The sequence below is a fragment of the Actinorectispora metalli genome, assembly GCF_056323685.1.
The window spans coordinates 103,200-126,142 of the sequence record NZ_JBREYE010000001.1 but is presented as its reverse complement, the minus strand read 5'-3'; the positions used below and the strand labels follow the sequence as shown (position 1 = coordinate 126,142).

The 22,943-nt window shown below is 69.1% G+C and carries 22 protein-coding genes; 12 read left to right on the top strand and 10 right to left on the bottom strand.

Translation table 11 applies throughout. The features are described 5' to 3' along the window. The first annotated feature begins 2 nt into the window (after positions 1–2). Positions 3–2,279: an ATP-binding protein gene (locus ACU6XJ_RS00630; protein ID WP_476305697.1), complete on the top strand. Its 2,277-nt coding sequence runs from the start codon at positions 3–5 to the stop codon at positions 2,277–2,279. 26 nt (positions 2,280–2,305) lie between these two features. Then, positions 2,306–3,280 carry an adenosine deaminase gene (gene add, locus ACU6XJ_RS00625; protein ID WP_476305695.1) on the top strand — a complete coding sequence of 325 codons (975 nt, stop codon included), beginning with the start codon at positions 2,306–2,308 and terminating at the stop codon, positions 3,278–3,280. Between the two features lie 291 nt (positions 3,281–3,571). Here add and ACU6XJ_RS00620 read toward each other — a convergent pair whose 3' ends face one another. The 5 genes from ACU6XJ_RS00620 to ACU6XJ_RS00600 form a co-directional block, all read right to left on the bottom strand. Beyond that, positions 3,572–4,147: a TetR/AcrR family transcriptional regulator gene (locus tag ACU6XJ_RS00620; protein WP_476305692.1), complete on the bottom strand. Its 576-nt coding sequence runs from the start codon at positions 4,145–4,147 to the stop codon at positions 3,572–3,574. Further along, complete coding sequence (locus tag ACU6XJ_RS00615) at positions 4,144–5,979, bottom strand: YhgE/Pip family protein (protein WP_476305689.1); 1,836 nt, start codon at positions 5,977–5,979, stop codon at positions 4,144–4,146. Before ACU6XJ_RS00615 ends, ACU6XJ_RS00620 begins: the two co-directional genes overlap by 4 nt. Then, positions 5,976–6,944 (bottom strand): hypothetical protein, encoded by a 969-nt coding sequence (locus tag ACU6XJ_RS00610; RefSeq protein ID WP_476305687.1) that lies wholly within the window; start codon positions 6,942–6,944, stop codon positions 5,976–5,978. The genes ACU6XJ_RS00615 and ACU6XJ_RS00610 overlap by 4 nt, the downstream gene beginning before the upstream one ends. Before the next feature lie 911 nt (positions 6,945–7,855). After that, positions 7,856–8,779, bottom strand: coding sequence for a GNAT family N-acetyltransferase (locus ACU6XJ_RS00605; protein ID WP_476305685.1), 924 nt, complete (start codon positions 8,777–8,779; stop codon positions 7,856–7,858). Further along, complete coding sequence (locus ACU6XJ_RS00600; protein WP_476305683.1) at positions 8,776–9,645, bottom strand: class I SAM-dependent methyltransferase; 870 nt, start codon at positions 9,643–9,645, stop codon at positions 8,776–8,778. The genes ACU6XJ_RS00605 and ACU6XJ_RS00600 overlap by 4 nt, the downstream gene beginning before the upstream one ends. Positions 9,646–9,896: 251 nt before the next feature. Between ACU6XJ_RS00600 and rpsA the strand changes: the two genes are divergently transcribed. Further along, entirely contained in the window at positions 9,897–11,426 is a 1,530-nt protein-coding gene (gene rpsA / locus ACU6XJ_RS00595) for a 30S ribosomal protein S1 (protein WP_476305681.1), read from the top strand. Positions 11,427–11,512: 86 nt separating this feature from the next. Further along, positions 11,513–12,130 carry a hypothetical protein gene (locus ACU6XJ_RS00590; RefSeq protein ID WP_476305678.1) on the top strand — a complete coding sequence of 206 codons (618 nt, stop codon included), beginning with the start codon at positions 11,513–11,515 and terminating at the stop codon, positions 12,128–12,130. Between the two features lie 522 nt (positions 12,131–12,652). Here ACU6XJ_RS00590 and ACU6XJ_RS00585 read toward each other — a convergent pair. Then, the gene (locus ACU6XJ_RS00585; protein WP_476305677.1) at positions 12,653–12,874 is read right to left on the bottom strand and encodes a hypothetical protein; all 222 of its coding nucleotides are present in this window, start codon (positions 12,872–12,874) and stop codon (positions 12,653–12,655) included. A gap of 154 nt (positions 12,875–13,028) precedes the next feature. Between ACU6XJ_RS00585 and coaE the strand changes: the two genes are divergently transcribed. Then, entirely contained in the window at positions 13,029–14,189 is a 1,161-nt protein-coding gene (gene coaE, locus ACU6XJ_RS00580; protein ID WP_476305674.1) for a dephospho-CoA kinase, read from the top strand. Positions 14,190–14,192: 3 nt separating this feature from the next. Here the strand turns inward: coaE and ACU6XJ_RS00575 are convergent, their stop codons facing one another. The 3 genes from ACU6XJ_RS00575 to ACU6XJ_RS00565 form a co-directional block, all read right to left on the bottom strand. Continuing rightward, positions 14,193–14,672 (bottom strand): TetR/AcrR family transcriptional regulator, encoded by a 480-nt coding sequence (locus ACU6XJ_RS00575; RefSeq protein ID WP_476305671.1) that lies wholly within the window; start codon positions 14,670–14,672, stop codon positions 14,193–14,195. 299 nt (positions 14,673–14,971) lie between these two features. After that, the gene (locus tag ACU6XJ_RS00570) at positions 14,972–15,244 is read right to left on the bottom strand and encodes a DUF402 domain-containing protein (protein ID WP_476305668.1); all 273 of its coding nucleotides are present in this window, start codon (positions 15,242–15,244) and stop codon (positions 14,972–14,974) included. A 390-nt stretch (positions 15,245–15,634) separates the two neighbouring features. Next, positions 15,635–16,183 carry a DUF402 domain-containing protein gene (locus ACU6XJ_RS00565; protein ID WP_476305667.1) on the bottom strand — a complete coding sequence of 183 codons (549 nt, stop codon included), beginning with the start codon at positions 16,181–16,183 and terminating at the stop codon, positions 15,635–15,637. A gap of 61 nt (positions 16,184–16,244) precedes the next feature. Here ACU6XJ_RS00565 and uvrB point away from each other — a divergent pair, with 61 nt between their 5' ends. The 5 genes from uvrB (at position 16,245) to ACU6XJ_RS00540 (ending at position 21,214) form a co-directional block, all read left to right on the top strand. Then, positions 16,245–18,392, top strand: a complete 2,148-nt coding sequence (uvrB, locus tag ACU6XJ_RS00560) for an excinuclease ABC subunit UvrB (protein WP_476305665.1) — start codon at positions 16,245–16,247, stop codon at positions 18,390–18,392. Then, positions 18,389–18,808: a helix-turn-helix transcriptional regulator gene (locus ACU6XJ_RS00555; protein WP_476305663.1), complete on the top strand. Its 420-nt coding sequence runs from the start codon at positions 18,389–18,391 to the stop codon at positions 18,806–18,808. The genes uvrB and ACU6XJ_RS00555 overlap by 4 nt, the downstream gene beginning before the upstream one ends. Positions 18,809–18,818: 10 nt before the next feature. Next, positions 18,819–19,238, top strand: coding sequence for a VOC family protein (locus ACU6XJ_RS00550; RefSeq protein WP_476305660.1), 420 nt, complete (start codon positions 18,819–18,821; stop codon positions 19,236–19,238). A 678-nt stretch (positions 19,239–19,916) separates the two neighbouring features. Continuing rightward, positions 19,917–20,858 (top strand): GNAT family N-acetyltransferase, encoded by a 942-nt coding sequence (locus ACU6XJ_RS00545; RefSeq protein ID WP_476305657.1) that lies wholly within the window; start codon positions 19,917–19,919, stop codon positions 20,856–20,858. Next, on the top strand, positions 20,855–21,214 hold the full coding sequence (locus ACU6XJ_RS00540; RefSeq protein WP_476305654.1) for an MmcQ/YjbR family DNA-binding protein: 360 nt from the start codon (positions 20,855–20,857) through the stop codon (positions 21,212–21,214). The genes ACU6XJ_RS00545 and ACU6XJ_RS00540 overlap by 4 nt, the downstream gene beginning before the upstream one ends. Here the strand turns inward: ACU6XJ_RS00540 and ACU6XJ_RS00535 are convergent. Next, entirely contained in the window at positions 21,211–21,591 is a 381-nt protein-coding gene (locus ACU6XJ_RS00535; protein WP_476305653.1) for a VOC family protein, read from the bottom strand. The two genes, ACU6XJ_RS00540 and ACU6XJ_RS00535, sit on opposite strands and share 4 nt — an antisense overlap. 80 nt (positions 21,592–21,671) lie before the next feature. Between ACU6XJ_RS00535 and ACU6XJ_RS00530 the strand changes: the two genes are divergently transcribed. Next, positions 21,672–22,103, top strand: coding sequence for a VOC family protein (locus tag ACU6XJ_RS00530; protein ID WP_476305650.1), 432 nt, complete (start codon positions 21,672–21,674; stop codon positions 22,101–22,103). Continuing rightward, positions 22,093–22,653: a G/U mismatch-specific DNA glycosylase gene (gene mug / locus ACU6XJ_RS00525; RefSeq protein ID WP_476305647.1), complete on the top strand. Its 561-nt coding sequence runs from the start codon at positions 22,093–22,095 to the stop codon at positions 22,651–22,653. The genes ACU6XJ_RS00530 and mug overlap by 11 nt, the downstream gene beginning before the upstream one ends. Positions 22,654–22,943: the final 290 nt, after the last annotated feature.

Sequence of the window (22,943 nt, the reverse complement as noted above, 5' to 3'; positions counted from 1 at the left end):
CGTTGGCTGGGGAAGAACGCGGGAGCGGACCGGATGCGACCAGTTACGTCGGCCGCGGCCGAGAGCTGGGCGAGGTCCGCAGGCTGCTGTCCGCGGGGCGCGTGGTCACGCTGACCGGCCCGGGCGGGGTTGGCAAGACCAGGCTGGCCACCCGGGTCATGGCCAAGGTCGGCGGGAACTTCCCCGGCGGGGTCGCCTTCGTCGACCTCGCCGAACTTCGCGACGGCAGGCTGCTGGACAACCTGGTCGCGACCCGGCTGGGCCTGCACGACCAGTCCGCCCGCCCCGCCGTCGAGGTGCTCATCGAGCACCTGCGGGAGCGCGCCCTGCTGCTCGTGCTGGACAACTGCGAGCACCTCATCGACGCCGCGGCCGAGCTGATCAACGCCCTGGTCACCACCTGCCCGCGGCTGGTGGTGCTGACCACCAGCAGGCAGTCGCTCGGCGTGCCCGGTGAGCGGGTGCTGCCGGTGCCGCCGCTGGCCGTGCCCGAGCAGGTCACCTCCGCCGAGCAGCTCTGCGCCAACGACGCCGCGCGGCTGTTCATCGACCGCGCCCGCGACGTCTCGCCAGACTTCGCGGTCACCGAGGAGAACTTCGCCGACGTGGCCCGGCTGTGCAGGCTGCTGGAGGGACTGCCGCTGGCCATCGAACTGGCCGCGGTGCGCATCCGCTCGCTGACGGTGGGGCAGATCGCCGACCGGCTCACCCGCAAGCTCCCGGAGCTCACCGCGGGTGCCCGCACCGCGCCGCAGCGCCAGCAGACGCTGCGCGCAGCGATCGACTGGAGCTACGAGCTGTGCTCCAAGGCCGAGCAGCTGGTGTGGACGCGGGCCTCCGTGTTCGCGGGCAGCTTCGACCTGGCCGCCGCGGAGGCGGTGTGCGCCGGACCCGACGTGGACCGCTTCGACGTGCTGGAGCTGCTCGACGGGCTGTTGGACAAATCGGTGCTGACCCGCGTCGAACAGGACGGCACCGTGCGCTTCCGGATGCTGGAGACGTTGCGCGAATACGGCCAGGACCGCCTCGAGCAGTTAGGCGATCGGGTTCGGGTGGGCAGGCTGCACAGGGACTGGTGCGCCGAGATCACCGCCAGGTTCGAGGCGGAGTGGCCCAGCTCCAACCAGGTGGCCTGGGTGGGCAGGCTGCGCCGCGAGCACCCGAACCTGCAGGTCGCGCTGGAGTTCTGCCTCACCGAGCCGGGAGAGGCACAGGCCGCGTTGCGGATGCTGGGCCACATCGACGACTACTGGGACATCAGCGGCTTCATCACCGAGGCCAGGATGTGGCTGTGCCGCGCGTTGGACGCCACCACCGAGGACACCCCCGAGCGCAGGATGGCCCTCATCTACGCGGGCTGGCACGCCTTGGAGCAGGGCGACGTCGAACAGGTCGGGCTGATCGCCGAGGCCGCCGAGCGGGTGGTGGTCACCGAGGACGCCGTCGCGGGCGGCCACGTGGCCAACGCCCTGGGCATGATCAATCTGTTCGGCGGCGATATGGACACCGCGGAGAAGCAGTTCGGCGAGGCGCTGGCCACCTTCCAGACCCACGGCGTGCTGCGCGGCGAGTTGCGGGGTTACTTCACCTACGGCATGTCCAAGGGACTCAACGGCAACACCGTCGACGGCCGCGCCGTGCTGGCGGAGGGCATCGCCCGCAGCGGCGGGCTGGGCGAGACGTTCTGGCACGCCTGGACGCTGTGGGGTCTGGCCTGGCTGGATGTCATCGACGGTGACCTCGATGGCGCGCAGACCGCGGGCAAGCGGGCGCTGCGGTACAAGTGGGAGATCGGCGACCGGTTCGGCCAGTCCTTCATCACCGACACCCTCGCCTGGGTCGCCGTGCGCCAGGGCAGGCACGAACGTGCCGCGACCCTGTTCGGCGCCGCCGACGCGATGTGGCATCGGATCGGCGCCTCCCCGAGCAGCTACGTACCCTTCGACAACTCCCAGCGCGAACATCTGGCGCTGGTCGCCGACGAGCCGGGCTTCGACGCGGCCTTCGCCGCCGGGCGCGCGCTCAGCTGGGACGAGGCAGTCCGGTACGCCTTGGAGGAGAACCGGCCCGCCGCCCGTGCGACTGACCGGGGTGGGCTGACCAAGCGGCAGTTGGAGATCGCCGCGCTGATCGCCGAGGGGCTGACCAACCGGGAGATCGCCGAGAAGCTGACCATCGCCAAGCGCACGGCCGATACCCATGTCGACCACATTCTTGGCAAGCTGGGCTATACCAACCGGGCGCAGATCGCGGCCTGGATCACGGGCAGGCGCTCGTGATCGGCCGTCGGCGCTAACGTGGACGGATGCGCGATCTCGCCGCCCTGCCGAAGGTCCAGCCGCATCTGCACCTGACCGGCGCGATGCGCCCGGCGACCCTGGCCGACCTCGCCCGGCGGCACGGCGTCGACCTGCCCGCGCCGTTCGACTACGACAACGCCACCTGCTGGGACGACTTCCAGGGCTGCTACGACGCGGCGCGAGCGCTGATCCGCACCCCGCAGGACCTGACCCGGGTGGTGGTGGAGGCGGTGGCCGACGACGCGGCAGACGGCTGCGGCTGGTCGGAGATCCAAATGGACCCCACGTCCTACGCACCCGCGTTCGGCGGTTTCGAGCAGGCTTTGGAGGCGGTGCTGGACGCGGCCGAACAGGCGCCGGTGCCGGTGGGTGTGATCTTGGCATCAAGCTGGGCAAGGCCCGCCGAGCACGCCGAGGTGTTGGCGGCACTGGCCGCCAAGTACGCGGGCGCGGGAGTGGTGGGTTTCGGCCTGTCCAACGACGAGCGCCTTGGCAAGCCCGCCGATTTCGCGCGTGCCTTCGGCATCGCCGCGGACGCAGGTCTGCTGCGCACCCCGCACGGCGGCTTCTTCACCGGCCCCGAGCAGGTGACGGAATGCGTGACCGTCCTGCGCGCCAACCGCATCGGGCACGGCACCACGGCCGCAACCGATGTGGCCACGCTGGACCTGTTGCGCGAGCACGGCGTCACGATGGAGATCTGCCCGGTGTCGTATCCGCCGCTGGGCGTGCACCGGTTGGATGAGGTGCCGATCAAGGCGTTCCTCGACGCGGGCGTGCCGGTGGCGTTGGGCAGCGATGACCCGCTGCTGTTCTCGGTCGGGCTGGCGGGTCAGTACCGCATCGCCCGCGAACAGCTGGGCCTGTCCGATGTGGACCTGGCCCGAGTCGCGGCCGACGGCGTCCGCGGCTCCGCCGCCCCGACCGCCCTGCGGCAGCAACTTCTCGCGGGCGTTGACCGCTGGCTCAGCGGTCCCTGAGCTGCCGGACTCCAGCGGCGTGAACCGCGTCCGGTACCAGTCGCGGGTGCCGCCGATGCCCGCACTGAGCGCCGAGAACTCGATCAGCGGATGAGTCGCGGCGGGGATGAGGCAAGGGCGACCGCTGAACCTCGAGGGCACCATCCGGCCGGGCGGCTACCGGAGGCGGCCACGGCGTTGCGGTACCTGCCCGCGTCGCCCGGCTCTGTGGCCCGGGGACTCGTAGCGTGATCAACGGCCCCGACGCGGCAACTCCAGCGCAAGGCGCATCGAGGTCATGGGGCGGTGAGGTCACCGGGCGGTAAGGCCCCGGAGCAGCAGCATCACCGAGTCCGCGACCTCCTCGCTGCTGCGTTCCGGGTTGAACACCCGCCAGTCCAGCGCCACCGCCAGCAGCGTGCCGAACAAGGCGCTCGACGCCAGCTTCGGATCGACCCCCGCGGGCAGCCGATCCGCTAAACCGCGCAGGACACCCTCGATCACCCCGGTGATGTTGGCGCGCACCGACTCCAGCGTCTCCCGCCACGCGCTCGGCGTCCGCCACATCTCGCCGACGAGTAGCTGCGCGAACGCCGAGTACTGTGCGAAGAACGCCAGCGAGCCCTCCACCAGCCGCCGTACCGCCAGGACCGGGTCGTCGATTTGCTCCACCTTGGACAGCCGCTCCCGGATCAGGCCCATCCCGTAGCGCAGCAGCGCGTCGATCAGACCGTCCTTGCTGCCGAAGTTGTAGTACACCGTCCCCTTCGCGACGCCCGCCTTGGCCGCGATCTCGTCCACGCTCACCCCCGCGACACCGCGTTCGCCGACCAGCAGCAGCGTCGCGTCGAACAGCCGCTGCTTCGCCGTGCCCGTCGCCGCCGTCATACGACCGGCTCCGGGCGGAGCCCCACCTGCGTCCACATCCGCTGCCTCCGAGCGGCCACTGTGGACAGGATGAGCCCGATGGCGAGGTAGCACAGCAGCACGCCAACCGAGGTAACCAGGTTGGCCAGGTCCGCGCCATAGATGAGCCTGCGCAGCCCGTCCACGATGTAGCCCATCGGTAGCAGGAAGTGCAGCGGATGCACCAGTTCCGGCGTGGTCTGCCAGGGGAAAGTGCCGCCCGCGGAGATCAGCTGGAGTACCAGGATGATCAGCGCGAGGTACCGCCCGACCATGCCGAACAGGCTGATCAGCCCATGCAGGAAGGCAGTGAAGCCCAGCGACACCAGCAGCAGGAACGCATACGTCCCCAGCGGATGCGCCGAGTGCAGCCCCAGCCCCCAGGTGACGATGCCGTACAGCAGGGTGGCCTGCACAAACCCGACCGCCGCCGCGGGCAGCCACCCGCCGACCGCCGTGGCCACCGACGACACCGAGCGCCCCAGCGCACGCGGGTTCAGCGTGCGGACCAGCATGAAGATCGTGAACGCACCCACCCACAACGCCAGCGCCATGAAGAACGGCGCCAGCCCCGCGCCGTAGCTGCCCGCCTTGGCCTGTGACAGCCGGTTGATCCCCAGCGGATCGCCGATGGTGTTGGCGGTCGCCTCGCGGTGCTGCTGGTCCGGGTGCGGGATCGTGTCGGCGCCGCCCGCGAGCGCGGTGCGCAACGCCTCGCTGCCCTCCGCCAGCTTGGAAACGCCGGTGGTGGCCTCGGTCATCGAGCCGTGCAGCCGAGCCATGCCCTGGTGCAGCTGCTCGGCGCCGGTCGCCGACTTGGCGATGCCCGCGGTGAGCGCGGGGGAGGAGTCCGCGAGCTTCTCCGCACCCGCCGCGACCTGCGCCGAGCCCTCGGCCACCTGCCGCTGCCCGGCAAGCTGCTGCTCGCAGGCCGCGGCCAGCTTCGTCAGCGGCCCACCCAGGTTCGGATCGAGCTGGGCGATCGGGTTGAGCCTGCGAGCGAGTTCCCCCTGCGCGGCGCACATCTGCGCCTGGCTATCGGCCAGCTTCCGGTTGCCCGCCGCGACTTTCTCGGCCCCATCGGCCAGCCGCCGCGTGTCCGCGGGCATCCCGGCGGTCTTGTCCCGCAACGTGTCCAGCCCGGCAGCCAACTGCCCCGAGCCGTCCTCCAGCTTGACGACCCCGTCCATCCCGCTGCCGCCCAGCCCGGCCAGCAGCTTGTTCGCCCCCGCCGCGACCTGATCCGCCCCGTCAGCGGCCTGCCTGGTCTTGTCGTAGAGCTCCCCAAAACCCAACAGCATCCGGTTCGCCGCCTCGGTACCCGCCTCCGCCGCCACCGCCCGCCGCAACTCGTTGCTCATCGTCGTGGCATAGGTCGTGGTCAGGAAGTTGTTGGCGTCGTTGGTGGTGACGATGATCTGCGCCTGCCGCGGGTTGAACTCGCTCACCGACCCCAAAGCCGCCGAGAAGTCCGGCGGCACCGACAACGCGAACCCATACGTGCCATCACGCACCCCCTGTTCGGCCTCCTCCGCCGAAACCCGCTGCCACCCGAACGTCCCGGTCGTGACCACCCGTTCCGCCACTCGGTCCCCGAAGTTGATCTCCTTGCCGTCCGGCGTCTGCGCGCCCCGGTCGGCCACCACCAGCGCGGCCGGGATCTGGTTCAGCCTGCTGTAGGGATCCCAGTTCGCGTACAGGTACAGGGCGCCGTAGATCAGCGGAATGATCGCGATCCCGATCACCGCGATCCGGCTGAAGCTTCCCGACAGCAGCCTGCGCAGCTCCTGACGTGCGATGCGGAGGGATTTCACTGCTGCTCCTTTGGCTCAGGATGCGGCTGCCCCGCGCTGATCAACCCCTGCTCCAGCGGGGACAGCGACGCGAGCGGCCGAGTCGATTCCGTGTCATAAGGCGAAGGCGCCCCACCAACCTCCGGCGGGCTCTCCGCCTCCGCCGCGCCACCAACACCGGAGGTGCCCACAGCACTGGACGGGCCACCAGCACCAGAGGCGCCGCCAGCACCGGTCGGGCCGCCAACAGTGGACGGGCCAACACCGCACCCACCGACAGCACTGGAGGAAGACGTTCCCGGCGGGCTTTCATCCGCCGCTCTCCCCGTGCCGGACATGCGTTCACCGGCCGCGCCCGTGCCCCCAGGCGGTTGTGCACCGATGGCCGTGACAGGCAGCGGCAACGCCTTGGCATCCGCCCGCGGACACACCGCGATCACGCAGTACCCGCGATTGGCCCAGGTGCGCGCAACCCCGAACCACTCCGTCGGCCGCGAACCATGCCGGTCGGGCGAATCCAACACCAACGTCGTCACCCCCGCCCGCAGCGTGGCCAACTCGGCGAACAGCCGGGTCCGCACCACCCCAGGCAGGCCGTCACATCGGGTGCCCGAGTACTCCCCGGCATCCCGCCCATCCAGCCACTCCGCAACGGCCTTGGCACCACTGCGCTGCCCCGCAAAGCACAGTTCCTCGCCAACAGCCTCCGCCAGTGTCATCGCACCCTCGGGCTCGGTCACCCCCGGCACATCAACCAGCGCCACCACGTCTCGCAGCCGCCGCTCCACCCCCGACCGCCCGTCGAGAAGCACCTCACCCTCGGTCAGCCGCAGCCTGCCCCCCAACACCAGGCTCAACGCCGTCCGAGCCGTCTGCGTCGCCCCGGAGACCAGGAGAACCTCGGCGCCCACCGCCCGCAGAGTCGTCGACGGCAGCAACTCGCCACGCCGCCCACTCACCCGCATGCCGTCGCCCCGAATCTCCACCGCCGACCTCCAAGTCCTTTGTACTGACCGGTCAGTACAAAGACTGACCGAGCGCCCCCATCCGCGTCCACCCCGCAGTGACCCCTATCCCGAAGGAAGCTCGGATCTACCTGCGAACTCCCGCCGAGGTGATAAACGACTCACGCCCCACAAGGACGCCGCCGCGACAACCCCACGCCATCCGCCGCTACCGCATGAACTGCCGCCCACCGAAATCCGCTGCCGGTGCCTTCTTCTCCCGCAGCTAGCCTCAACGATCTTCTGCGACTACTCCAAGAAGATGCGCGACGGCACCCCCGAGGCCCGCCCGTTGATGCCCGCTGCCTGCCCAGGCCAGCTGCCGGCTGATGCCCGTTGCCTGCCGATGCCCGGCAGTCGAGGTCCCCCAGCTACCGAGTGCCCACGCCTGCTTAGGCCAGCCGCTGGCTGATGCCCGGTCCTGCCGATGCCCGGCCGCCGAGGTCTCCCAGCTACTGAGTGCCCGCCGCCTGCCGAGGTCCTCTGCCAACCGGCGACGACCGGGAAGCTGGCGGCGGTCCCGCTGTCCACCGACGGCCATCACCCGATGTCCGCCGCCCACGGCGGGAGTCACCCCCAGCAGGACGCAGCCGCCGACCACCAGTCGGCTGCCCCCGGTTCTCAACCGCCTCTCCGATCCGCACTCGCGAGTGCTCAACACCCACGCCGTCCCAGCGGCGATTGCCGGCCGAACGCCCCGCCTTCCGAGCTCTCCCGCCCGCTCCCAGCTCTCCCACACGAATCGTGTCGCTGCCCCGCCCAGCGCCTCTGACCTGCGAGAATCGAGTCGGGGGCAGCTCGCCACAAATACGCCCCAGGGCGTCATCATGATCGCCTAGGGGCGCATGATGACGACGCAGGGCGACACCATGCGCCCCCAGGGAGGCGGGTGGTCAGCGGAGAGCGTCGGCGGGGCGGATTTCCCACAGCGTCCACAGCGGGCGGTAGCCCTGGCGAGGCCAGAACACCGACGACAGCGGGTTGGCCGGGTTGAAGTACAAATAGCAGCCGCGCGCACCGCCGCGGCGGAACTCCTCGTGGGCCACCGCCATCAGCGCGCGGCCGATGCCGCCGCCGCGCTGCGCGGGTACCGACGCCACGCAGTTGACATAGCCCCAGCGGCCCGCGGGCAGCCGACCGCCCGCCCAACTGCCCGGCGACGCGTCGGTCCAGTCGCACTCCGCCATCCCGACGATCCCGCGATCGCGTTCGGCGAGCCACACCGGCGCGTCGGTCTCCAGCCGCCTCCGCAAGGTGCCGCGCTTGAGCTCGGCGGCATCCGCCCGCGGGTAAGCCCCGCCGACCTGCGTGCTGTACGCGTGCTCCGCCATCGCCAGGTCGATCAGCGGCTCCAGGTCACGCTGGCCGGCCCGGCGCACGACCACCCCGCCGTCGAAGTCCGCCGCGGGAAGCGGAGGGCGCACCGCGAGCACCGACAACGGCGCGAAGCCGTGGTCCAGGAACGCCCGAGTGGCCCCGGCATCACGGCTGGGCCAGGTCACGATCGCGGCGGACTCACCGGTCTGCGGGCCGAGCCGCCCCATGCGGTCCCGCCACACGCCGAGCACCGCGTCCATCCCCGCACCGCCGGACGCGCCGGTCAGCGGCGTCAGTTCGAACACCGTGCGCGCCGACCACAGCGAGGCGATGGTTCCCGGCGGGATGCTGTGCGTGGCCACCGTCGCCGCCACCCGGCCGCCGCCGGGCAGCTTCGCGGTGATCACGTCCCCATCCGGTGGCGGGGCAGGCGGCGGCAGCAGCGGATCGAGGTCGGCGAACGCCGCCGCCTGCGCCGTGAGCAGAGCTCTCGCGGTCATTGGCTGCGGCAGCAGAAGATCGCCGTACCGGGAAACAACTCGCCGCGCAGCGGGCTCCACTGTCCCCACACCCTGGTGTGCCCCTCCGGCCATTCCGGTTCGATCAGGTCGTCCAAAATCATGCCCGCACCGGTGATCGCCCGCACGAAATCCCCCACCGTGCGGTGGTGCTCCACATAGGTCGGCCTGCCGTCGTCGTCCACCTCGACATACGGCGTGCGGTCGAAGTACGACATCGCCGCGGTGAGGCCGCGCGGGCCGGGCTCGTCAGGGAAGATCCAGCGGATCGGGTGGGTGACCGCGAACACCCACCGGCCGCCCGGCCGCAGCACGCGCGCGACCTCGCTCATCACGGCGCCGAGATCGGAGACGAACGGAACGGCGCCAAAAGCGGAGCAGGCGATATCGAATGAATTCTGCGTGAACGGCAACTGCGTCGCGCTGGCCCGTACGAGTGGTACCGCGATGCCCGTTTCTTCCGCCCCCGCCGAGGCGTGCCGCAGCATTCCTTCCGACAGATCCAACGCGACGGCATACGCCCCCTGGGTCGCCAGCCACCGCGCGCAGGCGGCCGAGCCCGCGCCCACCTCCAGCACGCGGGCTCCGCCGATGTCGCCCAGCAGGCCGATATCGGCTTCCCGCAGCCCCTCCGGGCACCAGACGAAGTCGCTCATACCGAGGAAGTCACCGTGTTCTGCCTGGTAGTCGTCCGCGTCAGCGTCCCACCACGCCGCGCTCGCCGCCTGGGACTCCGATTCGGTCACCAATCTCCGCACGATGCCGGAGGTGCCGAGTAACGCCTCCGCGGTGGCGTGTCTGTCGTCGTGTCCGAGCGTAGACGGGTCCGAACCGGTGTCGCTCACCAACCTGCTCCCTGGTCCTGTCGGGGAATACAGCGGTCACCGATCATGCCCGGCCGAGTTTGCCGCCCTCCAAGCGGGCGCGTACCATACCGATCGCGCTGTGAGTTCGCTCTACCCAGGGTTTTTGATCTCGGGTGGGCGCTCGTCGCGCCCCATTGGCTTTTCGTTAGGTTGATGTCGGCCGGCGCACGTGAACTCGCCGTGTGACCTGTCCATCCGTCTACAAAACAATCCGTACCGGAGCAACCCACCTAATGTCCATCGACACCACCGCCGTCCCAGCCTCCGCAGCGAACAACACCGCCACGAGGCCACAGATCGCAATCAATGACATCGGGACGGAGGAGGACTTCCTCGCCGCCGTCGACAAGACCATCAAGTACTTCAACGATGGCGACATCGTGGAAGGCACCATCGTCAAGGTCGACCGTGACGAAGTGCTGCTCGACATCGGCTACAAGACCGAGGGCGTCATCCCCTCCCGCGAGCTGTCGATCAAGCACGATGTCGACCCGGCCGAGGTCGTCACCGTCGGCGACCACGTCGAGGCCCTCGTTCTCCAGAAGGAGGACAAGGAGGGACGACTGATCCTCTCCAAGAAGCGCGCCCAGTACGAGCGCGCCTGGGGCACCATCGAGGCCCTCAAGGAGAAGGACGAGCCGGTCAAGGGCACCGTCATCGAGGTCGTCAAGGGTGGTCTCATCCTGGACATCGGCCTGCGTGGCTTCCTGCCCGCCTCCCTGGTGGAGATGCGCCGCGTGCGCGACCTCCAGCCCTACGTCGGCCGCGAGATCGAGGCCAAGATCATCGAGCTGGACAAGAACCGCAACAACGTGGTTCTGTCCCGCCGCGCCTGGTTGGAGCAGACCCAGTCCGAGGTCCGCAGCGAGTTCCTCAACCAGCTGCAGAAGGGCCAGGTCCGCAAGGGTGTGGTCTCCTCGATCGTCAACTTCGGTGCGTTCGTGGACCTGGGTGGCGTGGACGGTCTGGTGCACGTCTCCGAGCTGTCCTGGAAGCACATCGACCACCCGAGCGAGGTCGTCGAGGTCGGCAACGAGGTCACCGTCGAGGTGCTCGACGTCGACATGGAGCGCGAGCGCGTCTCCCTGTCGCTGAAGGCCACCCAGGAAGACCCGTGGCGTCAGTTCGCCCGCACCCACGCGATCGGCCAGATCGTGCCCGGCAAGGTCACCAAGCTGGTGCCGTTCGGTGCGTTCGTGCGGGTCGACGAGGGCATCGAGGGCTTGGTGCACATCTCCGAGCTGGCCGAGCGCCACGTGGAGATCCCGGAGCAGGTCGTCCAGGTCAACGACGACGTCATGGTCAAGGTCATCGACATCGACCTGGAGCGTCGCCGCATCTCGCTGTCGCTGAAGCAGGCGAACGAGGGCTTCACCGCCGACTCGGAGTTCGACCCGACCCAGTACGGCATGGCCGCCGAGTACGACAACGAGGGGAACTACATCTACCCCGAGGGATTCGACCCGGAGACCAACGACTGGAAGGACGGCTTCGAGAAGCAGCGCGAGGAGTGGGAGCGGCAGTACGCCGAGGCCCAGACCCGCTACCAGGCGCACATGAAGCAGGTCGCGAAGGCTGCCGAGGCAGAGGCCGAGGCGGCGGCTGCGGGCGACAGCGCCGAGGGTGGCGCCGCTCCGCAGGGCGGCGGCGGCTCCGGTGCGCCCGCGGGCGGCAACTACTCCTCGGGTGGGGAGTCCGGCGGCACGCTCGCCAGCGACGAGCAGCTGGCCGCGCTCCGCGAGAAGCTTTCCGGCGGCGTGTGATCACGTAGTAATCCGTTCGGGGCACCCACACTCGCATTCGGGTGTGGGTGCTCCCGTTTTTGATCAGCACCAACTAGCGTCTGAGCATGGTCAGCGCACGAAGCGCGTTCGCGTTGGCGCTGCTTGTGGTGGCAGCGCTGGTCACCGGCTGCGCGGGCGGCGGTCAGAGCGGTTCACAGGCGGCGCCGCCGATCCCGACGTTCTCCGAGGACAACCGGAGCACCGCGCCGCCCAAGATCTCCCAGCTTCCGCAGGAATGCCTCGAAGTGATCATGCCGGAGGACCTGGAGCAGGTCCTGCAGGCCAAACTGGCGGGGCCGTCCCGTGACATCGTCGGCGTCCCCGAACCCAAGATCGAGCTGACCGGCCGGATCACCTGCTACTACGGCATGGCGGAGAACCGCCAGCTCAATTCGGCGAAGCTGATCATCGCGCTGGCGCTGTACGCCAACCCCGACGCGGCCAAGGGACGTCTCGACAAGACCGTCGGCACGCTCCAGTCCGACGGCGCCCAGCACAACCAGGTGCAGGTCGGCAAACGCGAGGCCGTGCTCATGTGGAGCCCCAAGGAACGGGTGCTGGTCTACGGCAAGGACAAGCTCACGCTGCTGATCAGCCTCACCAACGGCACCCTGCCGGAAGAACGCGCCACCGAGACGACCACGAAGCTCGGCGACCGCATCCTCAGCGCCATGGGCTACTAGCCGACCGTCGGCTTGCCGCCGCACGCGGGCTTGGTTTAGCTGTTCCGCTGTTTGCTGCGATCCGAACGACACGGGCGCTGCCGCAGCCCGGGTCGAAGCCGAAGAATCGCAACGGCGACCCGTCCACGCGCGCTGTGTCGGTGGCAATGCGCGTTCGAGCACCCGCAACGAATGACCTATCGCTGAGGGCAATCGTGGGCTCTCGTCGACCCGGGTGCAGGAGAAGCCGCGATGAGCTCAGAGATCGACCGCACCTTGCGCGTCCGCGACCGGCTGCGGGCCGACCGCGACCTGTACACACGGACGAAGCGGAAACTCGCGGGTAGGCGGTGGAAGTGCAGCTCGGGGCCCCATGGGCGACCGGGTTGTGGTGCTCACAGACGTCTGCTTCCGGCAGCCCAACACCCACGCGCTCCGGTTGTCGTCAAGGCGCGGTCGGCCCGATCGCATCGGCTCTGAGATCTCGCACCGCGTTCGTTCGCCGCAACGGCTGAAGGAACGCGACCGGAGGCCGGAAGATCGCTAGGCCGCCGCGGCGGTGGCGGGTATCCAGGCTCGTTCCACGGCCGCGCTGGCGGCGCGGCGCCGCAGTCCGCCGAGGCTGTGCTTGGCCGGGCTGATCAGCATCGTCAGCCAGCGTTGCCTGCGCGCGGCCAGCGCACGAGCCACCGCGGGGTAGCGGACACAGGGCACGAGACCCGGAGTGCCCAGGCGGTGGCGACCCGGCTGCGCTCTCCTCGGCATCCGTCCTCCGCTGCTCAATGTCAAGGGGTTGGCGCAACCTTACGCAGCACGAGCCCACGATCGTGCGAAACCCCCCGCGTGTCGGATCAACGCAACACACCTCACCCTTATGGAGCAAGATCGGCGCCTGACCGGGTCTGAAAGACTGGCCATCATGTTGCGAGTAGGTCTCTCCGGCGGCATCGGCGCAGGCAAGTCCACAGTGGCAAACCGGCTGGTGGAGCATGGTGCGGTGTTGATCGACGCCGATCAGCTCGCCCGCGAGGTGGTCGCCCCCGGCACTCCCGGCCTTGACGAGATCGTGGCCGCTTTCGGCCCGGAGGTCGTCGGTGTGGACGGAGCCCTGGACCGGCCCGCGATGGCCCGCCAGGTGTTCACCGATCCCGCGGCCCGCCAGACCCTCAACTCGATCATCCACCCCAAGGTAGGCGAGCGGACCATGGAGTTGATGGCCCAGGCGCCGTCGGATGCCGTCGTTGTCTACGACGTCCCGTTGCTGGTGGAGAACGGCCTTGCCCCCGCCTATCACCTGGTGCTGATCGTCACCGCGCCAGAGGATGAGCGGATCCGGCGGCTGGTGGCCGACCGCGGGATGACCGAACAGGAGGCCAGGGACCGCATCGCCGCGCAGGCCACCGACGACCAGCGCCGCGCCGTGGCCGACGTGCTGCTGACCAACGACGGCCGGGTGGACCAGCTACTGCCGATGATCGACAAGCTCTGGGTCGACCGGCTCGTGCCGTTCGAGGCCAATATGCGCCTGCACCGGTGCGCCCAGGCAGGCAGCCCGCCGCTGGTCGACCCCCACGACACCTGGTCCGCCGACGCGCAGCGCCTGATCGGCAAGCTGCAAGGAATCATCGGGACGCGGCGGATCGATCACATCGGCTCCACGGCGGTGCCAGGTCTGCCCGCGGAGGATGTCATCGACCTTCAGCTCACGGTGTCCTCAATGGACGAAGCCGACGCACTGCGCGACCAGCTCACCGAGGCGGGCTTCCCGCGGCTCGAGGACCCCGACGAGGAGCGGACATCGGATCGGACGAAGCGCCTGCACTGCTCGGCCGACCCCGGCCGTTTGACGCGTCTGTACCTGCGCGAGGAGGGCGCCGCCGACTGGCGCCACGCCATGTTGGTCCCCGCCTGGTTGCGCGCCGACCCGGCTGCCCGGGACGAGTACGCCGAGGTGAAGCGTACGGCGGCCGAACAGCACGCGGGCGACCCCGACGCGGTCGGCGAGACCACGGGGCGCTGGCTCTCCGCCGCGACCGAGCGCACCGAGGCATGGGCCGCCGCGGCCGGTTGGCGCCCGTGACGCTCACCCGGTGAGGCCGACCTCCCAGACGTGCAGCAGCGCCTGCCTGGCCTCGGCCGCCGTGTCGGGGTCGCGGATCGCCTGGGCGGCAAGCTCGAACGAGGCGGCGATAACAGCGCGGCCGATGAACGGCGGCAGCGGCGGCAGGTCGGGGTCGACCCTGCGCATCCACGCCGCGGTCTGCACGAACACCGTGCGGCCCAGCCGCATGACCCGGTCGCGGCGGCGCAGCGCCTCCTCTCCCGCGGCGAACACCTCGATCATGAACGCCCGCGCCGCGAGTGGCCGGTCAGTGCCCCAATCCACGAAAAGCCGATTGCAGGCGACCAACGCCTCGGCAGGCGCTGGCGCGGCGCTGCCGACCTCGACCAGCCTGCCGAGAAACTCCCCGGCGTAGGCCTCATACGCGGCGAGAAAGGCGGCGTTCTTGTCGGCGAACTGTTGGTAGAAGGCGCTGCGGGAGACTCGGGTCGCCCTGGTCACGTGGGCGACGGTGGCTCCGACATGGCCGTGGGTGGCCGACGACATCCAGCATCGCGTCGAGAATGCGCTGCCGCTGCGAGTCCTCCACCTGCCTGCGGGAGAGGCCATGCGGCCCCTTCGGCAGACGCTCCACTCGGGTGGTCACACGCCCGAGTTCAGTCGGTTTGAGTACGTGGTCGTACTTCACTCGCGTGCCGCGCGGCATGGCGCATTGTCGAGCATCACGAACGTGAGCCATCGTGGAGTGCGGCTACGCGCTCGCACGCGAGGACGCACTCCTGAGGCTCGCCCAAGCCGAGTTACAGCGGGGGCCAGACGTCGAAGATGCCACGGTGAGCCAGCCAGGAGTTCAGGTCGTGGCGGTGGCGGCTGACCTCCTCCAGGGTGCGATGCACGGTGCGGAGGGCGTACTCGGCGTCCGCCGCGCGCAGGACTCGGCCCGCGACCGCGGCGGCGAACTCCTCCGAGCGAACGATCCGCGCCGTGGTGCCCCCGGGCACCGCGAGGCCGAGCAACAGGTCGGTGGTGCGCCAGGCGCGGTGATCGTGCTGGATCACCACGGCGGTCAACACGCTGGGCCCTACCCTCGCATGCCGCGACCGCGGCCGATGCTGGGTCAAACGGAGCCCGAGATCGGGAATCAGCCAGGTGATCTCGGATTCGGCAAACGGATCTTCCGGAGTAGGGCACTCCAGGTGAAGACCCCAGCGCTCAAGCCGGCAGTTCCTCAGCACGCGCGTCGTTCCCGACGAGTAACTGCGCACAGAGGTGGCCGTGTCGACTACGTCGACCAACTGAGGAGTGATAACCGCGCCCACGCGGGAACATTAGCTGGAACGTGGGACGCACGTAACACGAGGGGTCGATATTCTTCATCGTCTATCACTGTGGATTCATTACTGTGTGGGTGATCATGGACTTTTCAACTCTTATGGCGGTTGACTGAACAAGAAGTTAATCCATTAGAGTGAGTCATTGTCACGCCAGGTGACAGGCTGCTGTAGTTCGGCAAGCCACTTGATCGCGTGATACCCGTGCCTGCTGATCCCCTCCACGGCACGGAACGCGGAGCTCAGGGCGCGTGTCACCTGCTCGGGGTCAAGTAGCCCGCGCGCTGCCGCCTCAGCCAGCTCGTCGGCATCCAGCACCGTGATTCCGACGCCTTCCCGCACGGTGATGTCCAGGTACAGATCGGTCGTACGCCAACAGGAAGCGCCGACCTCGATGTCAACGACATCCAGGTACAAATCGCATTCCGGTGTCACATCGGGCTGCCAGTCCCACCGTGTGACCCGAAGGCCGAGTGCCGGGAGAAACCACGATTGCCAATAGGCGAACTTCGGATGACCCGGTACGGTCCGCGCCATGTAAAGGCCATACGGGGTGCATTGGAATTCGTCGACCCGCCGGGTGAAGCCCTTCGGATCGATGTTGATCATTCGCTCCTGATCGAAAAGCTCGATCTTCGGAGCGTGCACTCCGGAATGCGCACCGTGTCCGGACCCGCTCATCGGGCAATCGTAGACCGGCCCCCGCTGCGTTTTGTCAGACACCGCGCCTACTCTCGGAGCCGTGGCAGACAACCCGGTAACCGCACACAGCGACTTCCGCCCAATCGGTGACATCCCGCGCTCGGACGGCCGCTTCCGCATGGTCAGCGACTACCAGCCCGCAGGCGACCAGCCGCAGGCCATCGACGAGCTGGAACGTCGGGTTCGCGCTGGTGAGCGCGACACCGTGCTGCTGGGCGCCACCGGTACCGGCAAGTCCGCCACCACCGCCTGGCTTGTCGAGCGCCTGCAACGGCCCACGCTGGTGATGGCACCGAACAAGACGCTGGCCGCCCAATTGGCCAACGAGCTTCGCGGCTTCTTCCCGGACAACGCCGTGGAGTACTTCGTCAGCTACTACGACTACTACCAGCCCGAGGCCTACGTCCCGCAGACCGACACCTACATCGAGAAGGACTCCTCCATCAACGAGGACGTCGAGCGGCTGCGGCACTCCGCCACCATGAGCCTGCTGACCCGCCGCGACACGATCGTGGTGGCCTCGGTGTCCTGCATCTACGGCCTCGGTACCCCGCAGTCCTACCTCGACCGGTCGATCCAGCTCAAGGTCGGCCAACAGATCGAGCGCGACCTGCTGCTGCGCGCGCTGGTCGACGTCCAGTACAGCCGCAACGACATCGCCTTCTCCCGCGGCGGCTTCCGGGTCCGCGGCGACACCGTCGAGGTGATCCCCGCTTACGAGGAGCTCGCGGTGCGCGTCGAGTTCTTCGGCGACGAGGTCGACAAGCTCTACTACCTGCACCCGCTCACCGGCGAGGTCGTCCGCGAGGTCGACGAACTGCGCATCTTCCCCGCGACGCACTACGTCGCGGGCCCGGAGCGCATGGAGAGGGCCATCGGAAACATCGAGGCCGAACTCGCCCACCAACTGGAGGAGTTCGAGCGCCAGGGCAAGCTGCTGGAGGCGCAGCGGCTGCGCATGCGCACCACCTACGACATCGAGATGATGCGCCAAGTCGGCTTCTGCTCCGGCATCGAGAACTACTCCCGTTTCATCGACGACCGCCCCGCGGGCTCGGCACCGGCCACCCTGATCGACTACTTCCCCGAGGACTTCCTGCTGGTCATCGACGAGTCCCACGTGACCGTCCCACAGATCGGCGGCATGTACGAGGGCGACGCCTCCCGCAAGCGAACCCTGGTCGAACACGGCTTCCGCCTGCCCAGCGCCATGGATAACCGCCCACTGACCTGGGAAGAGTTTTCCGACCGCATCGGCCAGACCGTGTACCTCTCCGCGACACCCGGCTCCTACGAGATGGGCCAAGCCCAGGGCGAGTTCGTCGAGCAGGTCATCCGCCCGACCGGTCTGATCGACCCCGAGGTGATCGTCAAGCCCACCGAGGGCCAGATCGACGACCTGGTTCACGAGATCAGGGTGCGTGCCGAACGCGACGAGCGGGTGCTGGTCACCACGCTGACCAAGAAGATGTCCGAGGACCTGACCGACTACCTGCTGGAGCTCGGCATCCGGGTCCGCTACCTGCACTCCGAGGTCGACACCCTCCGCCGCGTCGAGCTGCTGCGCCAGCTCCGCCTCGGCGACTTCGACGTACTGGTGGGCATCAACCTGCTGCGGGAGGGCCTCGACCTGCCCGAGGTGTCCCTGGTGGCGATCCTGGACGCCGACAAGGAAGGCTTCCTCCGTTCCGGCACCAGCCTCATCCAAACCATCGGCCGCGCCGCGCGAAACGTGTCCGGCCAGGTCCACATGTACGCCGACAAGGTCACCGACTCCATGCGGCACGCCATCGACGAGACCAACCGCCGCCGCGACAAGCAGATGGCCTACAACCGAGAAAGGGGCATCGACCCCCAGCCGCTGCGCAAGAAGATCGCCGACATCCTGGACGTGGTCTACGCCGAAGCCGAGGACAGCGACGTCCCGGTCGGCGGGTCGGGTCGCAACGCCTCACGCGGCAAGCGCGCGACCGGCGAGCCCGGCGCCCGCCGCAGTGCGGGCGTGCTGGAGGGCAAGGACGCCAAGTCCATGCCCCGCGCCGAACTGGCCGACCTGGTCGCCCAGCTGTCCGCGCAGATGATGAATGCCGCCCGCGACCTCCAGTTCGAACTGGCCGCCCGCCTCCGCGACGAGATCAGCGACCTGAAGAAGGAACTCCGCGCCATGGACGCGGCAGGCATCCGGTGAACACCGAAGATCTGGTGCTCCTGCGGCGGGCTCGGGACCACATGGACCGCGAGTACGCGAGTCCGCTGGACGTTCCCGCGCTTGCCCGGGTGGCGCTGATGTCGCCCGGCCACTTCTCGCGGCTCTTCCGCGAGGCGTACGGGGAGACGCCGTATGGGTATTTGATGACGCGGCGCATCGAGCGGGCCAAGGACTTGCTGCGGCGGGGCGAGCTGTCGGTCACCGAGGTGTGCCTCGCAGTGGGCTGCACCTCGCTGGGCTCGTTCAGCTCGCGTTTCACCGAGTTGGTCGGCGAGAGCCCCAGCGCCTACCGGGCCCGTCGCCACGACGCGTCGATCGGGGTGCCTGCTTGCTTCGCCAAGATGATGGGCAGGCCGATCAGGAATGGAGAAGCGCGTCCCACCCGGCCGCTCTAGCGTCGGTGCCATGAACGTGAAGCTCTCCTGCTCCTTCCTGTGGGTCCACGACCAGGACGCCGCTCTGGCCTTCTACCGGGACGTCGTCGGCTTCGAGGTCACCGCCGATGCCGCCTTCGAGAACCTGCGGTGGATCACTGTCGCCTCGAAGTCGCAGCCCGACGTGCACATCGCACTGCTCCCGCCCGGCGGTCACAACGGGCCCAACCCCGACCGCGAGGCCGTCCTCGCGATGATCGCCAAGGGTCTGGCCCCCGGCATCATCTTCAACACCGACGACTGCGACGCCACCTTCGAACGCCTGCGCGCCGCGGGCGCCGAGGTCGTCCAGGAACCGATCGACCAGTTCTACGGCCGCGACTGCGCCTTCCGCGACCCCTCCGGCAACCACCTCCGCTTTGCCCAACCCGCCAAGGACCCCACCCCCTGACCCCGCGCGATTCCGACGCGCGGGCACCGCACGCGGCACATACCACAAATACAAACACCACCAAGCTCCCCAACCCCGCTCGCACGGCGTGTTGTCCACAACCGGCCCGGCCATCCACAGATCCACTTCACCGGCTTCGCGATCGGCGAGCGGGTCGATAGGCTGACCGAGGGGTCGTCCCCCCGGGCGGGCGGGGGCTGTGCGTTGGTAGGTAGGCCGAACCCGATCCGGAGAGGTGCGGCGGAGCTGGACCTAGGGTGCTCGAGTCCGCGACCCCGCTCCGCCACCCCCCCCGGGTTCTCCGGCCGACACGTCGGAAGTTGCGCCACGCGGAACACTCGTTCCATGTGCGGAGTCTCGCCACGCCTCGGACGAGTCTCGCCATGCGTCGGAAGCCTCACGCCACGCGTCGGAAACCGGTTGCGCGGCAACCGCACTGGTCAGCGCTAGGCTGTGTATCGGGGGCAGCTGACTTCCGGTTTCGCCCCAGGGGGTCATGATGATCTCCTGGGGCGTCATGGTGTCGACGCGGGGCGTCATGATGACGGTCTGGGGCGAGCCGCGGTCGGGTTGTTGCGGAGTCAAGATCACATTCCTACAAAGCAGGCGCTTTCCGTGGACGTGTGCGGGTGGGAGGTGGTCAGATGTGAGACCAACATCGAATGGTGTGGAGTCTTTGTGGTGCAAATCGATCTGGAGCAGATCGCGCGACTGCAGGCGGAGCATGCGGGGCGGCTGAGGCGGCTGGATGACATGCTGCCCGCGCCGCTTCCGCTGCCCGGCGATGTCGCCAAGCGGATCACCGTGGTGGATGAGACCGACGCGCCGGTGGCGATCGGGGTGCGCAGCATCGCGCGGCCCGCGGCAGGCGCTGCGGAACTCACCTGGGGCACCGCCGTGCAGCACCACCTCACCGCGTGTCTTGGCGCACGCGAGCCCATCGCGGGGTTGGACAAGCTGCTGGGGCGCTGGCTGAGCAACGTGCCCGAGAACGAGGACGACGTCTCCGCGGTGATCAGCTGGCCCAGCCGGGACACGGCCACCACGCCGGTCTTCACCCGGCACGGGTTCCTGCCCCTGACCAGCATCGCGGTGCGCCGCAACGGCACCGGCCGAGCCGCCGCGCCCGCCAACGACGTGACGATCCGGCTGGCGACCGCGGGCGACCTCGGCGATATCGTGGGTCTGCGACTGGCCGAGATCCGCTACGCCGAGCAGTTCCTCGCCACCACCGAGCGCTCCTTCACCCGCACCCGCATCCGGGAAAGCGTGCTGGAGGCGCTGCAGACCGCGCAGCCCTGGGCCTGGGTGGCCGAGCGGGCGGGCAAGATCGTCGGCACCGCGCTGGTGTCGCCGCCGGAGCACGCCGACTGGATCGCACCCATGGTCGGCGGCTACCGGCCCGCCTATGTGGACTGCCTGTCGGTGATCGCGGGCCAGCGGGGGACCGGGGTGGGCTCGGCGCTGGTGGAGGCCGTGCTCAACCGCCTGGACCGCTCCGGCGTGCCGGTCAGCCTGTTGCACTACAGCGTCTTCAACCCGCTGTCCGTGCCGTTCTGGAGCCGTCACGGCTACCGTCCCCTCTGGACGGTCTGGGAACGGCGGAGGACCAAGGCATGACGGTGGACGAGCTCATCGAGTACTGCCTGGCCAAGCCGGGTGCGGAGGAGACCTACCCGTGGGGCGAGGAGGAACTGGTCGCCAAGGTGGGTGACAAGGCCTTCGCGTTCATCGGGATGAACGGTCACGGCGTCAGCGTGAAGTGCGGTCGCACCGCCGAGGAGGCGGGGGAGTGGCGTGAGCGGTACCCGGAGGCGATCACCACCTCCGCCTACGTCGGCCGCTACGGCTGGAACAGCGTCACGCTGGACGCCGGGGTGCCCGACGACGAGGTACGCGAGCTTGTCGACATCTCCTACCGCGCCATCGTGGGCAAACTGCCGAAGAGCAGGCGCCCGGCGGGCTGGGACGCCTAGGCCGCGTTCGGGTCGTCCTGCATGACGCCGAGGATGTTGCCCTCGGTGTCCTTGACGTAGGCCAGCCAGCCGACCCCCGGCACGGCCTGCTTGGGCAGCGCAACCGAACCGCCGTTGGCCAGCGCCGAGTCCACCGCCTCCTGGCAGTTGGCGACCGACACGGTCACCACGAAGGCGTTCACCGACTGTCCCGGCAGGGGCGCGTCGCCCCGGCGCGGGAGCAGCCCGCCGTCGATGCCGGGGCCGTCACCGGTTCGGATGATCCAGTACGGGTTGTCCTCCCACCGCTGGAAGGCCCACCCGAACACCAACTCGTAGAACCGGACCGCCCGCTCCGGGTCGCCTGCGTGGATCTCGAAGTGCACCGGTCTGCCCATCGCATGCTCCCGCCGTCGACGTCCACGCGGGACGGTACGCCGACCTGCGGGCCGTTGCGCGGCGCCGTAGCGTCATCGATATGGCGATGGGAATCCAGGTCACCTTCGACGCCGCCGAGCCCCGTCTCCTCGCCGAGTTCTGGGCCCGCGCGCTGGACTATCGCGTGCAGCCGCCGCCGGAGGGCTTCGACACCTGGGAGGACGCACTGCGCGCCCGCGGCATCCCCGAGCACCGGTTTGGCCACGTGAGCGCCATCGTGGACCCCGAGGGCCGGGGACCGAGGGTGTACTTCCAGAGGGTGGCCGAGGGCAAGAGCACCAAGAACCGGGTGCATGTGGACATCAATGCCTCCGCGGGCAGCCAGAACACAGAGGACCGCAACCGCCGGATCGAGGAGCGCGTCATCCTGCTGGTCGACCTGGGCGCCACCGTGGTGCGTACCTGCGAGGAGTTCGGCGAACGCTGGATCGTCATGCACGACCCCGAAGGCAACGAGTTCTGTGTCCAGTAAGCCCACCAAGGAGGAGCTGGCCGCCGCGGTGGACCGCGTGCTGCCGGACGTGGTGGCACCCGACCTCACGGTGCTGTTCTGCGGGATCAACCCCGGCCTGTGGTCGGCGGCGGTCGGCCACCACTTCGCGCGGCCCGGCAACCGGTTCTGGCCCACGCTGCACCTGGCGGGCTTCACGCCCCGGCAACTCCGGCCCGACGAGCAAACTCAACTGCTGGACTACGGACTCGGCCTCACCAACGTCGTGGCCCGAGCCTCCGTCGGCGCCAAGGACCTGACCCGGGAGGAGGTCGTCCGCGGCGGCACCATCCTCCGCGAGAAGGTGGCGCGGCTGTCACCCGCCTGGCTGGCGCTGGTCGGCATCGGCGTCTACCGAATGGCCTTCGACCAGCGCACCGCCACGGTCGGAGAGCAGACACTGCGCCTGGGCGAGACCCGCGTCTGGGTGCTGCCCAACCCCAGCGGACTCAACGGCCGCTACCCGCCATCGGCGCTGGTCGAGGAGTTCCGCCGCTTGCACCAGCGGGCGTTTGCGGCTCGGTCGGCTTGACCTGGACATACGTGTCCCGGAGGGGTGGGGGACACGGCGAAGATCGGCTGCGCGCATCGAGACACGGAGTGACAGCGGGGGCTGTCCGGTCGGCCCAGGCCTGGGGGTCGCCAGGGCCTATACAACAGGCTCGCCCGGTCGAGCAGCTCGATGAGGTTGCCGACCGCGACGAGCGCGAGAAGTAAAATCCGTGATCATCACGGTGGTTCTCCGCCGCTGCTCCTGCTTCTTGTTCCGTTCCCTTCGATGCGACACAGCGGTCTCCCTGTGGTCGCGGCCGCACAGGGCGG